Source organism: Tistrella bauzanensis (genome assembly GCF_014636235.1).
GTDB lineage: Bacteria > Pseudomonadota > Alphaproteobacteria > Tistrellales > Tistrellaceae > Tistrella > Tistrella bauzanensis.
Genome location: NZ_BMDZ01000099.1, coordinates 1 through 13,624, shown reverse-complemented (window position 1 = coordinate 13,624; position 13,624 = coordinate 1). Strand labels below are relative to the sequence as shown.

At 69.0% G+C, this 13,624-nt stretch carries 15 protein-coding genes and 1 pseudogene; 13 read left to right on the top strand and 3 right to left on the bottom strand.

Features of this window, described 5'->3' with window-relative positions:
- The first annotated feature begins 178 nt into the window (after window positions 1-178).
- From IEW15_RS23490 to IEW15_RS26805, 5 genes are all read left to right on the top strand, one after another.
- Window positions 179-823, top strand: coding sequence for a BON domain-containing protein (locus IEW15_RS23490; protein WP_188582626.1), 645 nt, complete (start codon window positions 179-181; stop codon window positions 821-823).
- Window positions 820-1,722: a SirB1 family protein gene (locus IEW15_RS23485; RefSeq protein WP_188582624.1), complete on the top strand. Its 903-nt coding sequence runs from the start codon at window positions 820-822 to the stop codon at window positions 1,720-1,722. The genes IEW15_RS23490 and IEW15_RS23485 overlap by 4 nt, the downstream gene beginning before the upstream one ends.
- A 26-nt stretch (window positions 1,723-1,748) precedes the next feature.
- The gene (gshB, locus tag IEW15_RS23480; protein ID WP_188582623.1) at window positions 1,749-2,687 is read left to right on the top strand and encodes a glutathione synthase; all 939 of its coding nucleotides are present in this window, start codon (window positions 1,749-1,751) and stop codon (window positions 2,685-2,687) included.
- 69 nt (window positions 2,688-2,756) lie between these two features.
- Window positions 2,757-3,113, top strand: coding sequence for an arsenate reductase (glutaredoxin) (arsC, locus tag IEW15_RS23475; RefSeq protein WP_188582621.1), 357 nt, complete (start codon window positions 2,757-2,759; stop codon window positions 3,111-3,113).
- Window positions 3,114-3,384: 271 nt separating this feature from the next.
- Window positions 3,385-4,005, top strand: a complete 621-nt coding sequence (locus IEW15_RS26805; protein WP_372402874.1) for a helix-turn-helix domain-containing protein — start codon at window positions 3,385-3,387, stop codon at window positions 4,003-4,005.
- A gap of 27 nt (window positions 4,006-4,032) precedes the next feature.
- Here IEW15_RS26805 and secB read toward each other — a convergent pair whose 3' ends face one another.
- Together secB and IEW15_RS23460 are read right to left on the bottom strand one after the other, a co-directional pair.
- Window positions 4,033-4,521: a protein-export chaperone SecB gene (gene secB, locus IEW15_RS23465; protein ID WP_188582618.1), complete on the bottom strand. Its 489-nt coding sequence runs from the start codon at window positions 4,519-4,521 to the stop codon at window positions 4,033-4,035.
- A gap of 217 nt (window positions 4,522-4,738) precedes the next feature.
- A complete protein-coding gene (locus IEW15_RS23460) occupies window positions 4,739-5,263 on the bottom strand; it encodes an FxsA family protein (protein ID WP_188582615.1) in 525 nt (174 codons plus the stop codon).
- A gap of 201 nt (window positions 5,264-5,464) precedes the next feature.
- On the opposite strand from IEW15_RS23460, the gene IEW15_RS23455 reads away from it, so the two are divergent.
- The 8 genes from IEW15_RS23455 (at window position 5,465) to IEW15_RS23420 (ending at window position 12,797) form a co-directional block, all read left to right on the top strand.
- Complete coding sequence (locus tag IEW15_RS23455) at window positions 5,465-6,145, top strand: Tim44/TimA family putative adaptor protein (protein ID WP_188582613.1); 681 nt, start codon at window positions 5,465-5,467, stop codon at window positions 6,143-6,145.
- An 11-nt stretch (window positions 6,146-6,156) separates the two neighbouring features.
- Window positions 6,157-7,422, top strand: coding sequence for a murein transglycosylase A (gene mltA, locus IEW15_RS23450; protein WP_188582611.1), 1,266 nt, complete (start codon window positions 6,157-6,159; stop codon window positions 7,420-7,422).
- Between the two features lie 146 nt (window positions 7,423-7,568).
- Entirely contained in the window at window positions 7,569-8,390 is an 822-nt protein-coding gene (locus IEW15_RS23445; protein WP_306432670.1) for a (Fe-S)-binding protein, read from the top strand.
- Between the two features lie 17 nt (window positions 8,391-8,407).
- On the top strand, window positions 8,408-9,877 hold the full coding sequence (locus IEW15_RS23440) for a LutB/LldF family L-lactate oxidation iron-sulfur protein (protein WP_188582609.1): 1,470 nt from the start codon (window positions 8,408-8,410) through the stop codon (window positions 9,875-9,877).
- A complete protein-coding gene (locus IEW15_RS23435) occupies window positions 9,874-10,560 on the top strand; it encodes a LutC/YkgG family protein (RefSeq protein WP_188582607.1) in 687 nt (228 codons plus the stop codon). Before IEW15_RS23440 ends, IEW15_RS23435 begins: the two co-directional genes overlap by 4 nt.
- Before the next feature lie 89 nt (window positions 10,561-10,649).
- Window positions 10,650-11,516: a Smr/MutS family protein gene (locus tag IEW15_RS23430; RefSeq protein ID WP_188582606.1), complete on the top strand. Its 867-nt coding sequence runs from the start codon at window positions 10,650-10,652 to the stop codon at window positions 11,514-11,516.
- Window positions 11,513-11,890 carry a helix-turn-helix domain-containing protein gene (locus IEW15_RS23425; protein ID WP_188582604.1) on the top strand — a complete coding sequence of 126 codons (378 nt, stop codon included), beginning with the start codon at window positions 11,513-11,515 and terminating at the stop codon, window positions 11,888-11,890. The genes IEW15_RS23430 and IEW15_RS23425 overlap by 4 nt, the downstream gene beginning before the upstream one ends.
- Window positions 11,891-11,927: 37 nt before the next feature.
- A complete protein-coding gene (locus tag IEW15_RS23420) occupies window positions 11,928-12,797 on the top strand; it encodes a PfkB family carbohydrate kinase (protein WP_188582602.1) in 870 nt (289 codons plus the stop codon).
- A gap of 5 nt (window positions 12,798-12,802) precedes the next feature.
- Here IEW15_RS23420 and IEW15_RS23415 read toward each other — a convergent pair.
- A pseudogene (locus IEW15_RS23415) lies at window positions 12,803-13,546 on the bottom strand (MFS transporter); the annotation flags it as partial.
- Window positions 13,547-13,624 lie beyond the last annotated feature (78 nt).

Here is a 13,624-nt window from a genome sequence, read left to right as displayed (position 1 = left end):
GTCCCTCCCAAGCCAAAAAGGTCGACAACGAGAGATTCAGACTTTTTCCGCTCTGTCACGCACAGTTTCACCCGATTGCCCTGATACGGGCACGCCGGCACATGGCGTTGCCGCGCATGGCGGTGCTAGGATGCGCCCAACCCCGCACGACCACCGGTCCCGGATAGATGTTGACCCTATGACCAGCGAATTGATCACCGGCCCCCCGCGACATGTCCGGCCATGGCCGCTTCTGGCCCTGTTGTCGGCCACAGCCGGCCTGGGGCTGCTTCAGGCCTGCGTACCGGCGGTGGCCACCGGCGGTGTGACGGCGGTATCGGCGGCGGCGGATGAACGCGGCATCGGCGGCGTGATATCGGACGCCGATATCCGCGCCGGCATCGCCCGACGGTTGTTCGAGCGCCAGGTCGACGAGTTGTACCGCCCGGTGCATATCCAGGTGAACCAGGGCCGGGTGCTGCTGACCGGCCGGGTCGCTACACCCGCATGGCAGGCCGAGGCGCAGGCGATCGCCGCCGGCGTGCCGGGGGTCACCGCGGTGATGAACGAGGTCCGGGTGGCCGAGGCCGGCGATCTTGGCGATTACGCCCGCGACACCTGGATCACCACCCGGCTCCGGGCCGCGGTCCTTGCCGACGATACGGTCAATAGCTTCAACTACAATATCGAGGTGTCAGGCGCGGTGGTCTATCTGATCGGGCTGGCCAGCAGCGATGCCGAACATCTGCGGGTGGTGGAGATCGCCCGTGGCATCCCCAATGTCAGGCGCGTGGTGTCACATGTTCAGGTCAAACCCGCGGCCCCTGCCGGAGAACGGTCATGAGCACAGAGGCGCCCCCTGCCGGGCGGGCCGGTTCCGTCGACCGCGCCGCCATCGCCCGCCGCCTGGAAGCCATCGGCCGGCTGGATGACGAGGCGATCCCGATCGCCGAGACCGCGCTGATGCTGTCGATGCTCGACCATCCCTCAGCCGACCTCGCCGCCTGCCGCGACCTGCTCGACGAACTGGCGCTGGCCGCCGAGACCGAGGCCCGGGCGCGTGGCCTGAAGACCGGGGTGGATGCGGCCGACAGCGACGATGCCGCCGGCGACCGCGCCCGGCTGATCGCCGATACCCTGTATGGCCGCTTCGGCTTTGGCGGCGACGAGCAGACCTATGACGAGGACGACAATGCCAGCCTGGCGAGGGTGCTGATCCGCCGGCGCGGCATGCCGGTGGCGCTGGGCATCCTGGCCATGCATCTGGGCGAGGTGCTGGGCTGGCCGGTGACGGGGGTGAACTTCCCGGCGCATTTCCTGGTCCGGGTCGATGGCGCCCATGACCGGGTGCTGGTCGATCCGTTTCATGGCGGCCGGATCATGGAAACCCCCGATCTGCGCGCGCTGCTGAAACAGGTGTCGGGCGAGACCGCCGAGCTTGAGGCCGGGCATTACCGGGCGGTCGACCGCCGCGCGGTGCTGCTGCGGCTGCAGAACAATCTGAAGATCCGGGCGTCGGGACGCGGCGAGCTTGAACGTGCCCGCGACATCCTGGCCCGCATGCTGCTGATCGCCCCCACCGACTGGGCGCTGTGGTACGAGCTGGGGCTGATGCGCGCCCGGCTTGGCGAACAACTGGGCGCCGTGCAGGCGCTGGAGGTTTTCGCCGCCAACACCACCGCCGAGGAACCCCGCCGGCGTGCGCTGACCCTGGTCGAGCGCCTGCGTGCCGAGATCAACTGACGCATCCCCGTGAAGGAAACCGTTCGATGAGCCTTGCCGTCGCCGTCCAGATGGACCCGATCCAGTCGATCGACATCAATGCCGACAGCACCTTCGCGCTGATGCTCGAAGCCGAGCGCCGCGGCCACCGTCTGTTCTATTACCTGCCCCGCGACCTGTCGCTGCGCGACGGCCGGGTCACTGCCCGCGGCCACGAGATCACCGTGCGCCGCATGGCCGGCGATCATTACCGCATGGGCGCCGCCGAGGTGCGGGATCTGGCCGATACCGATGTGGTGCTGCTGCGCCAGGATCCGCCCTTCGACATGGCCTATATCACCACAACCCACATGCTTGAGCATGTGCATCCGAAAACGCTGGTGGTGAATGATCCGTCATCTGTGCGCAATGCGCCCGAAAAGCTGCTGGTCACCCATTACCCCGAGTTGGCGCCACCGACCCTGATCACCACCGACGTGCTGGCGCTGCGGGAGTTCCGGGCCGAGCACCGCGACATCATTCTGAAGCCGCTCTACGGCAATGGCGGTGCCGCCGTGTTCCGCATCCGCCCGGATGACGAGAATTTCAACAGCGCGGTCGAGGTGTTCAGCCGGCTGGGCCGCGAGCCGATCATCGCCCAGCGCTATCTGCCCGATGTCCGCCAGGGCGACAAGCGGATCATCCTGGTCGACGGCGAACCGCTCGGCGCCATCAACCGGGTGCCCGCCGAGGGTGAGGCGCGGTCGAACATGCATGTCGGCGGCCGGCCCGAGGCCACGTCGCTCACCGCGCGTGAACGCGAGATCTGCGAGGCGATCGGCCCGTCACTGAAGGCCCAGGGGCTGATCTTCGTCGGCATCGACGTGATCGGCGACTATCTCACCGAGATCAACGTCACCTCGCCGACCGGGCTTCAGGAGATCGAGCGCTTCGACGGCACCAATCTCGCCGCCTCGATCTGGGATGCCATCGAAAGCCGGCGCTGAGGGCGGCACCCCCGGCCGCTATCGCACACCGGCCACCACCCGTTCATCAGGCCAGGAGCCTTCCGGACCATGACCACCGACGACGTCATCATCTGGCATAATCCGCGCTGCTCGAAATCGCGGGCCGTGCTCGACCGGCTCACCGCGCGCGGCATCAATCCGATCGTCGTGCGCTATCTCGACACCCCGCCCGACGCGGTCAAGATCGCGGCGGTGCTCGGCATTCTGGGTGTGGATGCCCGCGCGTTGATCCGCAAGGGCGAGCCGGAATACAAGGCCCTGGGGCTGGACGACCCGGCGATCGGCGACAGCGCGCTGATCGCCGCCATGGCCGCCCACCCCAGGCTGATCGAGCGCCCGGTGGTGATCCACCGCCAACGTGCGGTCATCGGCCGACCGACCGAGGCGGTCGACAGCCTGTTCTGATCAGGCGCGGGCCCGCGCTTCCCGACCGGCACGCGGTTTGCTTTCCGGCACGCGGTTTGCTTTACTTTGCGCGCATTGATTGATACGTAGCGCGATCATCACGAAAAATGGTTTAATCCCTCAGCATCGTTGCATCTTGGCTTCCGTGCGGCGCCATCCGCGTGATGCGCGCCGCGTGGACGCGCTGCGCAACGGACAGTGCAACGATCCAGCCGAGGGAGAGGCCGACGTGGACGCCAGCACCCGCAGCCTGCACCGTTCCAGCCCTGCCATGGCCGAAGATGCAGGGGCCGATGATGCAGGGGCCGGGGATACAGGGGCCGATGATGCAGGGACGCCGCATCCATCGCCGTGCGCCGGCACACTTGCCGATGCCGACGCCCTGTTTCATGCCGGCGTCGGCCAGCGCATCCGCCGCATCAGGCGTGCCCGTGGGCTCACCCAGGAACGCTGTGCCGCGGCCCTGGGCATCAGTTTTCAGCAGCTGCAGAAGTATGAGAAGGGCCGCAACCGCATTGCCGCCTGCACGCTGGTGCGTCTGGCCGAGGTGCTGGAAGTGGCGCCGGACGCCCTGCTCGACGACACCACCGATCCGCTGACCGTGCCCCCCCCGCCGCCGGCGCGACCCGAAGCCGGACCCGAAGCCATTGGCCATCACCCGGCCGACGCCGGGGGTGGAGGCGGTGGCCGATCCCACCGCGCGGCGTGCCCTGACCGATCTGATCCGGGCGCTGTCGAGTGCCAACCTCAAGTGCGCGCCCTGACCCGACGGACCGCCTGCCACCGCATGCCTCACACACATGAAACGCCGCCGGCTCCCTCTGCGGGAACCGGCGGCGTTTCATGTCGGGCAGAGGTACACGTCGGGCAGATTGCGGCGATCAGGGCGTGACCGTCGGTGTCACGCCGCCATCCGCCATCACTGCGGCTGGCTGCGGCGCTGCTGTTCGGCCTGATACAGCTGCACGAAATCGATCGGGTCCAGCATCAGCGGCGGGAAACCGCCATCGCGGGTGGCGTCCGAGATGATCCGGCGCGCGAAGGGGAAGATCTGGCGCGGGCCTTCGATCAGCAGGAAGGGCTGAACCTGTTCCTGTGGGAAGTTCTCCAGCATGAACACGCCGGCATAGGACAGTTCGCACAGGAAGGTGGTGGTCTCTTCGTGCTTCGCCGAAGCCGACAGCTTCAGTTCGACCTCGAAATTGTTGTCGCCCAGCGGCTGGGCGCCGACATTCACCGTCACCGCGATGTTCGGCCGGTTCTGGGCCGAGGCGATCAGCGAGCGTGGCGCGTTCGGGTTCTCGAACGACAGATCCTTGATGTACTGGATGGCAAGACGGAAGCGCGGTGCGGCATCGGTGCCGGCGCCGGCGGCATCATTGCCTTCGGGCGTCTGGGTGTCGGCCATGGGGTGCTGGTCTCCGCTCGGTGACGCAGGCGTGTGCCTGATGACGAGGTAGATGGGGTCTGATGGACGGGCGTCCGGTTGACGCAGGTCCGGTTCCGGGCGCCCGGTCGGGCCGGGCCGCAAGGAAGACTTGCGACCAGACCGCCGGCCCCGTTCGGCCTAACATGAGACCGCCCCCCACGGCAAGCCGCGCGGGTTGAAGATTGCCGGCCGCCGGTCAGCGGCCGATCAGCGGCGGGTCGTCATCGCTGCCACCCGGTCGGTCCCGGCGGCGCGACGCATCCTCCTGGGCCGAATACTCGCCCTCAATGATCACCGTGCCGTCAGCCGACCGCCAGGTGCCGCCGCCCTGGCCGGGGCCGGCGCTGCGGGTGGCCATCATGAACCGGGCGCGGGCCTGGATCTGGCGCTGCAACACCCGGCGCAGGCCCGGCACCAGCAGCAAGGCACCCAGCGCGTCGGTGAAGAAGCCCGGCACCAGCAGCAGCACCGCCGCCAGCCCCAGAAACAGGCCGTCGAACACCTCGTCGACCGGGGCCTCGTTGCGCTCCAGGCGGGCGCGGGCGCTCATCAACGCACGGATCCCCTGGCGGCGGAGCATCCAGGCACCGATCACCGCGGTCAGCACACACAGGCCCACCGTCGGCAGGGCACCGATCTCGCCGCCCACCTGGATGAACAGCACGATCTCGACCAGCGGCGTGATGAGAAGGATAAGAAGCAGTGAGACTGCGGCGACCATGCTTGCCCTTTCCTGAACCGACCCTTATGTAAGGGTGGAAGCGGCGCCGTCCAACCCTCGCTGTGTTCGTGTGACGTAATCCGAACCGCCGCCCTTGGCGATACGTTTGGTCGTGCCGGTTCAGCCGGGTGCGGCCCATCGATCGTGCCCCGCCGCCGAACTCCTTCGCGCGGACGCCTCCGACGGCCAGGTCCAGTGTTCATGGAATATCTCGACATACTCTTCTTCGCCCTGGTTGCCGTGTTCGTGGCATTGCGGCTGCGTGGGGTGCTTGGAACGCGGACCGGCCATGAGCGGCCGCCCGAGGACAAGGCGCTGTCGCGGCGAAATGCCGCAGCCGGTGCCAAGGCGGGCGATCCCGCCGCACCGCCCGGCCCCGCCCGGGTGCTGCCGTTTCCCATGTCCGACAGCGTCATGGCGCTGATCGACGAACCGGCGCGCGACGGCATCGAATATATCCGCCGCGCCGATCGCAATTTCGACCCCAAGGGCTTCCTCGACGGTGCCCAGCAGGCGTTCGAGATGGTTCTGGACGCCTTCGCCCGCGGCGACAAACAGACGCTGGGCATGCTGCTGTCACCACAGGTGATGGCCGGCTTCTCGGCCGTGATCGACGAGCGCGAGGCGGAAGGCCAGACCCACAGCACCCGGATCGTGTCGGTGCGCGAACCGCGCATCGCGGAAGCCCGGCTGGCGGGCAGCCTGGCGCAGGTGACGGTGCGGTTCTCCACCACCCAGATCAACCAGACCTTGGACAACCAGGACCGGGTGATCGCGGGCGGTGCCGAGGAAATCGATCTGATCGACCTGTGGACGTTCGAGCGTGACACCCGGTCCAGCGATCCGAACTGGATGCTGACCGCCACCCGCAGCGGCGCATGAGCCGAGCGGTGATGGCGCCGCGGGTCGCGGCAGCGGTCATTCTGCTGGTGGCGCTGGTTGTGGCCGTGTTCGCCATCGGCCCGCGCGCGCCCGGCCCTGCCCCTGAAACGCCGCCCCCAGCGGCTCCGGCGGCCCCCGCTGGCCTCGCGCGGTTCGAACGGGTCGCCTTCACCGATCTGGCCGGCTGGGATGCCGATGACCAGTCGGCGGCGCTGGGCGCCTTCCAGATCTCGTGCCGGATCATCCTGCGCCGGCCGCCCGATGCCCTGCTCGACCACAGCGGCCGGTTCGGCACGGTCGGCCATTGGCGCGATCTGTGCGGCGCCGCGGTCGATCTGCCGCTGGATGATGCCGGGGCCGCGCGCGGCTTCTTCGAGCGCCATTTCAACGCCTGGCGGGTGACGAAGCCCGATGGCGACGTCCGGGGCCTGTTCACCGGCTATTACGAGCCCGAGCTTGCCGGCGCGCTCACCCCCGATACCCGCCATGACGTGCCGCTCTACCGGCTGCCCGATGATCTGGTGGTCGCCGATCTGGGCGCGTTCGACCAGACGCTCGATGGCCGGCGGATCGTCGGCCGGGTCAGCGATGGCGGCCGGCTTGAACCCTATTACGACCGCGCGGCCATCGCCGATGGCGCGCTGGATGATCGCGGCCTGGAACTGCTGTGGGTCGACGACCCGGTCGACGCCTTCTTCCTGCAGATTCAAGGCTCCGGCCGGGTGCGGCTGCCCGACGGGCAGGTGCTGCGCGTGGGCTATGCCGGCGCCAATGGCCGGCCCTATCGCTCGATCGGCAAGGTGCTGATCGATCTGGGCGAGATGAACCCGGAAGAGGTGTCGCTGCAGACCCTCCGCGCCTGGCTGGCGGCGCATCCCGACCGGATGGCCGAGATCCTCGACCAGAACCCGTCCTATGTCTTCTTCCGGCTGCTGGAGGATGACGGGCCGCTGGGCGCCATGGGCGCCGTGCTCACCCCCGGCCGGTCGCTGGCGGTGGACCGGGCCGCGCTGCCGCTGGGCGCACCTGTCTGGCTCGACACCACCTATCCCGACGGCGTCGGCTCCATCGGCGGCACGCCGCTGCGCCGGCTGATGGTCGCCCAGGATACCGGCGGCGCGATCAAGGGCGCGGTGCGCGGCGACGTGTTCTGGGGGCCGGGCGATTTCGCCGAACTGGTCGCCGGCCGCATGAAGCAGCCCGGCGGCTATACCCTGCTGCTGCCGCTGGCGATCGACCCACAGGCCGCCGCCGCCGAGGCACCACCCGCCGGTTGAACCGCCGGCGCCGGGTCGTCTGCGCTGAAAGCTTGCCTCTGTGGCCGCATCGTCCCATCCTCGTCGGCAAATGGCGGTCGGACAGCCATGCCCGCTCAACGGGCGGCGGCGGACGCGAAGAAGGCTTGAAGAGGACGAGACCCAAGGTGAGCGCTGACGTTGAGGACAAGGCGGGATTGCCTCCCCGCGCCCTGCAGCCGGTGACGGTCGGGCTGTTCGCGACCTGTCTGGTCGACATGTTCCGGCCCAGTGTCGGCTTCGCGACCGCCAGACTTCTGGAAGCTGCCGGCTGCCGGGTGGTGGTGCCCGATGCCCAGACCTGCTGCGGCCAGCCGGCCTATAATTCCGGCGACCGCAAGGATGCCCGGGCACTGGCCCGCGACATGATCCGGCTGTTCGAGCCGTTCGATTATGTGGTGGTGCCGTCGGGTTCCTGCGGCGGCATGATTTCGCATCATTATCCCGATCTGCTGCGCGACGATCCCGACTGGGGGCCGCGCGCGCGCCGGCTGGCGGCGCGCTGCTATGAGCTGATGGCGTTCCTGGTCGATGTCCGGGGCATGGATGCGGTGACCGCGCGCCTTGATGCCACCGTCACCTATCACGACAGTTGCTCGGGGCTTCGCGAGCTTGGCGTCAAGGCCCAGCCGCGCCGGCTGCTCGACAGTGTCGAGGGGCTGACCCTGAAGGAGCTGACCGGCGCCGAGGATTGCTGCGGTTTCGGCGGCACGTTCTGCGTGAAATACCCCGACATCTCGGGCCGCATGGTGTCGAACAAGGTGGCGGATATCCGCGCCACCGGCGCCGACATGCTGCTGGCCGGCGATATGGGCTGCCTGCTGAACATGGCCGGGCGGTTGAAGCGCGAGGGTTCGACCGTTCAGATCCGGCATGTGGCCGAGGTTCTGGCGGGCATGACCGACACGGCACCGATCGGCGATACCGCCGATACGGCCCGGCGTCGCTGACCGCCGGAGGCCGATCGATGCAGGCGACCAGTCATCAGTTCAAAGACAACGTTAAACGGGCGATGGGCGATGCCGAGCTTCAGGCATCGCTGTCGAAGATCAAGAACGGCTTCGTGCACAAGCGGGCGGCGGCGGCGGCGGCGCTGCCGGAATTCGAGACGCTGCGCGACGAGGCCCGCGACATCAAGAACCATGTCCTTGGCCATCTCGACATCTATCTTGAGCGGTTTACGGCCGAGGTCGAGGCACGCGGCGGCCACGTCCATTGGGCGCCCACCGCCGCCGATGCCCGGCGGATCATCATCGATCTGGCCCGCGACAGCGGCGCCCGCACGATCACCAAGTCCAAATCGATGGTGACCGAGGAAATCGCCCTCAACGACGCGCTGGAACAGGTGGGCATCGAGCCGATCGAGACCGACCTTGGCGAATACATCATCCAGCTTGCCAAGGAACCGCCCAGCCACATCATCGCGCCCGCAATCCACAAGACCAAGGAACAGGTGGCGGAACTGTTCCTGCGCCACCATGGCCGCTATGGCAAGACCCAGCGCCTGACCGAGCCGACCGACATGGTGCGTGAGGCGCGCGAGGTGCTGCGCCAGAAATATCTCGATGCCGATATGGGCATCACCGGCGCCAATTTCCTGGTCGCCGAAACCGGATCGATCATCCTGGTCACCAATGAGGGCAATGCCGACCTGACCCTGGCCCTGCCCAAGCGCCATGTGGTGGTGGCGGGAATCGAGAAGCTGGTGCCGACGCTGGAAGACGCCTCGACCATGCTGCGGGTGCTGGCACGCTCGGCCACCGGCCAGGAATTCTCGTCCTACACCACCCTGGTGACCGGGCCGAAGCGCGATGGCGATCTCGACGGCCCGGACGATTTCCACATCGTGCTGCTCGACAATGGCCGCTCGGGCATGATCGGCACCGAGTTTCAGGACATGCTGCGCTGCATCCGCTGCGGCGCCTGCATGAACCACTGCCCGGTCTATAACGCCGTCGGCGGCCATGCCTATGGCTGGGTCTATCCGGGGCCGATGGGCGCCGTGCTCACCCCGGCGCTGATCGGGGTGGATGAAGCCGGGCATCTGCCCAATGCCTCCACCTTCTGCGGGCGCTGCGAACAGGTATGTCCGGTGCGCATTCCCCTGCCCCGGATGATGCGTGCCTGGCGGACGCGCGAATTCGAACGCGGTCTGAACCCGACCGGCCAGCGCTGGGGCTTGGGCCTGTGGGCCTGGTTCGCCCGCAGGCCGCGTGCCTACCGGCTGCTGTCGCGCACCGGCGCTGCGGTGCTGGGCAGGCTTGGGCGCGGCAATGGCCGGTTCCGCCGCCTGCCGCTGGCCGGCGGCTGGACCGGGGTCCGCGATCTGCCGGCACCGGAAGGCCGCAGCTTCGTCGCCGCCTGGAAGGCCGATGGCCGTCCCACAGCCATGCCCGTCTCCCCGACACAGGGCACCACCGGGAGCACGAAGCCATGACCGCCGACAGCGCCCGCACCGAGATCATGGCGGCGGTCCGCGCCGGCATCGGCCGCGATGCCGCCAATGAAGCCGATGCCCGCGCCCGAGTCGCGGCCCGGCTTGCCGCCCACAAACCCAATACCGTGCCCGCCCGCAGCGATCTGGACCCGGCCGGCCGGGTGTCGCTGTTCATCGACATGCTGCGGAAGGTTTCAGGCACCGTCGCGCGGGTGGATGGTACCGGCCAGGTGCCGGCGGCGATCCTGGACTATCTGGCGGCCTGCAACCTGCCGATGGCTGCCGCCCGCGCGCCCGATCCGCTGCTGGATGCCATCGACTGGCAGGGTCTGGCACCGATGCTGTCCCTGCGCGCCGGGCCGGCGCAGGCGGCAGACGAGGTGTCGGTGACATCCGCCTTCGCCGGCATCGCCGAAACCGGCACGCTGGCGCTGGCATCGGCCGCATCCCACCCGACCACGCTGAATTTCCTGCCCGAGACCCATATCGTGGTCTTGCCAGCAGCCCGTATTGTCGGCACCTATGAGGATGTCTGGGCGCGGATGCGGGCCGAACTTGGCCTGCTGCCGCGTGCGTTGAACCTGATCACCGGCCCCAGCCGCACCGGTGACATCGAACAGCAGATCGAGCTGGGCGCCCACGGGCCCCGCCGGCTGCATGTCGTGATCGTCGACGAGGCCTGAAACCACCCATGCCGCAACGCCCGCCCCAACTGCCGCACAGGTCGACGACCGACCGGCCGACCAGAGACAGGCCGGGCACGGACAGAGACGTGTTGCGCCCCGATCTCGACACCGAGGCGCGGCTGTTCGAACGGGCGATGCGGGCCGAGGCGGTGGCGGCCGAAACCGGCTGGCGCGGCCCCGACCTGCCATCCACCCATGCCACGGCCGCGGCCGGCGATGCCGATGGCGTGGCGCCGCAGCCACGCCGCCGGGCACTGGATGCGCTGAGGAAGCCTGCCGCGACGCCAAAGCTGGTGCGCCGGTCGGCCCGTGGCCTCAGCCGCGCCGAGACCGCGCTGTTCGGCGCGGCGATGTCTGACGTGACGCCGATCAAGGGTCACGCGCCGGTCGCCGTGCCGCCACCGCCCGCCCCGCCACCGCCGCCACCGCCGATCGTGTCGTCAGCGGTCTTGCCATCACCGGCGGCCCCGATATCCGCGCCGGCATCGCGCGGTCGCGTGGCGACCTTGACGCCGCAGCCGCTGGAAGCCCTCACCCGCAAGCCGGTCGACGGGCTGGATCTGCGCAACCAGACCCGGTTGCGGCGCGGCGCCATGCCGGTCGAGGCGATGCTGGATCTGCATGGCCATAATCGTGAGGTCGCGCGCGGCATGCTGGTCGATTTCATCGCCCGCTCCCATGCCCGGGGCCTGCGCTGCGTGCTGGTGATCACCGGCAAGGGCGGGCCGCGCCCGCAGCCGGTGGTGCGCCGGCGCGGCGACCCGCTGCCCGACGAGACCGTGGCGGCGCCACGCGACCCCTGGGCGACCAACCCAGCGGGCGTGATCCGCAGTGAATTGCCTCGCTGGCTGAATGAACCCGACACCCGGCCGAAAGTGCTGGCCTTCACCCATGCCCGCCAGATGCATGGCGGCTTCGGCGCGGTCTATGTGCTGCTGAAACGCGACCGATGACCCCGTTCGGTGAAAGGCTGCGCCAGCTTCGGGCACGCCGCGGCATCAGCCAGAAGCAGATGGCCCATGACCTGCAGATCTCCAATGCCTATCTTTCGGCGCTGGAACACGGCCGGCGTGGTGCGCCGACCCGGTCGCTGCTGATCCAGATCTGCGCCTATTTCAACATCATCTGGGACGAGGCCGAGGAACTGGAGCGGCTGGCCGCACTTTCGCATCCGAAGGTGACCGTCGATACCGGCGGCCTCAGCCCCCGCGCCACCCGGCTGGCCAATCTGATCGCCGACCGCATCGCCCGCTTCGATGATGCCACGCTCGACCGGCTGCTCGCCATTATCGACAGCGTGCCCGGCTCACGCCCCGAACGCTCCTAGCTGCCACCAAACGCCCGCAATCATGAGGACATCCGTCATGGCCCCGCCCGCCCAAGCCCGTATCGCCATGGTCGCCAGCCTGAATGCCGACCGGGTGATCCGTCTGGACCGGCGGATCGTGTCGGGCGGCCGGCCGCGCGGCACCGATGAGGGGCCACGCATCGGCGGATCGGGCGTCAATGTCGGCACCGCCCTGATCCTGGCCGGCCACCCGGTGCAGCTCATCACCCGGGTGGCGCATGACGCCCTGGCCGACCGGCTGGTGGCCGAGGTGGAAGCGATCAGCTTCGACGTCTCGAAGCTCGACCGCAGCCTTGACCGCTCGCCTGAGACCATGCTGCTGCTCGACCCGGAAGGCGAGCGCACGATCCTGAAGATCGGCCATCATCTGGCCTGGGTGCCGCCCGAAGACGTGCTGGACGGCGCCGACTTCCTGTTCCTGAACAGCCGCAACCCCGATGCCGGCCGGATCCTGGCCGCCGCCGCCGCGCGTGGCATGCCGCGTATCGCCCAGATCCCGCCAGCCGAACATGAAGCCGGCCTGCCCGCCGGGAGCTGGCCGGCCGAGGTGTTCGTGGCCTCGATCGACGATCTGGCGCCGGCCGCCGCCGCCGATCCCTGGGCGGCGGCCAGCCGGCTGGCTGGCCCCGGCCTGCGCTGGGTGATCGTCACCTATGGCGCCGATGGCAGCGATGCGATCGGCCCCGATGGCCGCCGGCATCACTGCGCTGCCCCGCATGTGGCGCATGTGGTCGATACCACCGGCGCCGGCGATGCCTTCGCCGGCGGCTTCACCGATGCCTGGCTGCACGGCGCCGATATCGACACCGCGCTGGGCCGCGGCAGTGCCTTCGGCGCGCTGGCGGTTCAGACCGAGGGCAGCGTGCTCAAGAGCCTGCCCGCCTAGACTGTTCAGGATGCTCGGGCCAGGCTGACCCGCGTCCGGATCAGCAGCGCCGCCACCGCCAGCACCAGGGTCGCCGCCAGGATCACGCCGGTGGCGCCATTGGCATCGAAGATCAGGCCGCCCGCCGCCGCACCAGTGGCGATGGCCAGCTGGATCGCGGCGACGATCAGCCCGCCGGCGCTTTCGGCCTCGTCCGGCACCGCCCGGGTCAGCCAGGTCGACCACGCCACCGGCACCGCGCCGAAGGCCATGCCCCACAGGGCCAGCATCGCCGCATCGCCAGCGACACTGCCGCCGAACCACACGAGCCCCAGCCCCAGCGCCACCATCAGCACTGGCATCGCCAGCAGCACCGCCTTCAGGTTGCGGGCGATCAACGGCCCGGCGAAACCGGTGCCGATGAAATTGGCCACACCGAAACCCAGCAGGATCGCCGAGATGCCGGTGATGCCGACCCCGGTCACGGTTTCAAGGAATGGCCGCAGATAGGTGAACACGGCGAAATGGCCGGTGAACACCAGCAGCACCGCGATCATGCCGGCGCTGATGCGTGGCCGGCGCAGCACCTGCACCAGGGTGCCCAGCCGGGTGGTGCCGGTGGGGGCCATGCGCGGCAGGGTCGCCAACTGCACCATGAAGGCCAGAAGCCCGAGGCCCGCCGCCATCAGGAACACCATCCGCCAGCCCAGCAGATCGCCCAGAAAGCTGCCGAGCGGCGCTGCCGCCACGGTCGCGGCCGACACGCCGGCAGGGGAATCGGGTGAAAATTTTAAGCTGCGATGATGCTTGCGAGGAAGTCGTCGTCCCAAGCGGCGACCTTGCGTCGG

Bases quoted from the DNA above. Each gene is read 5' to 3' on its own strand.
- secB (WP_188582618.1), bottom strand. From the start codon at position 4,521: ATGGCCGACACCCAGACGCCCGAAGGCAATGATGCCGCCGGCGCCGGC.
- IEW15_RS23440 (WP_188582609.1), top strand. From the start codon at position 8,408: ATGCAGGCGACCAGTCATCAGTTCAAAGACAACGTTAAACGGGCGATG.
- gshB (WP_188582623.1), top strand. From the start codon at position 1,749: ATGAGCCTTGCCGTCGCCGTCCAGATGGACCCGATCCAGTCGATCGAC.
- mltA (WP_188582611.1), top strand. From the start codon at position 6,157: ATGGCGCCGCGGGTCGCGGCAGCGGTCATTCTGCTGGTGGCGCTGGTT.
- arsC (WP_188582621.1), top strand. From the start codon at position 2,757: ATGACCACCGACGACGTCATCATCTGGCATAATCCGCGCTGCTCGAAA.
- IEW15_RS23455 (WP_188582613.1), top strand. From the start codon at position 5,465: ATGGAATATCTCGACATACTCTTCTTCGCCCTGGTTGCCGTGTTCGTG.
- IEW15_RS23485 (WP_188582624.1), top strand. From the start codon at position 820: ATGAGCACAGAGGCGCCCCCTGCCGGGCGGGCCGGTTCCGTCGACCGC.
- IEW15_RS23435 (WP_188582607.1), top strand. From the start codon at position 9,874: ATGACCGCCGACAGCGCCCGCACCGAGATCATGGCGGCGGTCCGCGCC.
- IEW15_RS23460 (WP_188582615.1), bottom strand. From the start codon at position 5,263: ATGGTCGCCGCAGTCTCACTGCTTCTTATCCTTCTCATCACGCCGCTG.
- IEW15_RS23490 (WP_188582626.1), top strand. From the start codon at position 179: ATGACCAGCGAATTGATCACCGGCCCCCCGCGACATGTCCGGCCATGG.
- IEW15_RS23425 (WP_188582604.1), top strand. From the start codon at position 11,513: ATGACCCCGTTCGGTGAAAGGCTGCGCCAGCTTCGGGCACGCCGCGGC.
- IEW15_RS23420 (WP_188582602.1), top strand. From the start codon at position 11,928: ATGGCCCCGCCCGCCCAAGCCCGTATCGCCATGGTCGCCAGCCTGAAT.
- IEW15_RS26805 (WP_372402874.1), top strand. From the start codon at position 3,385: ATGGCCGAAGATGCAGGGGCCGATGATGCAGGGGCCGGGGATACAGGG.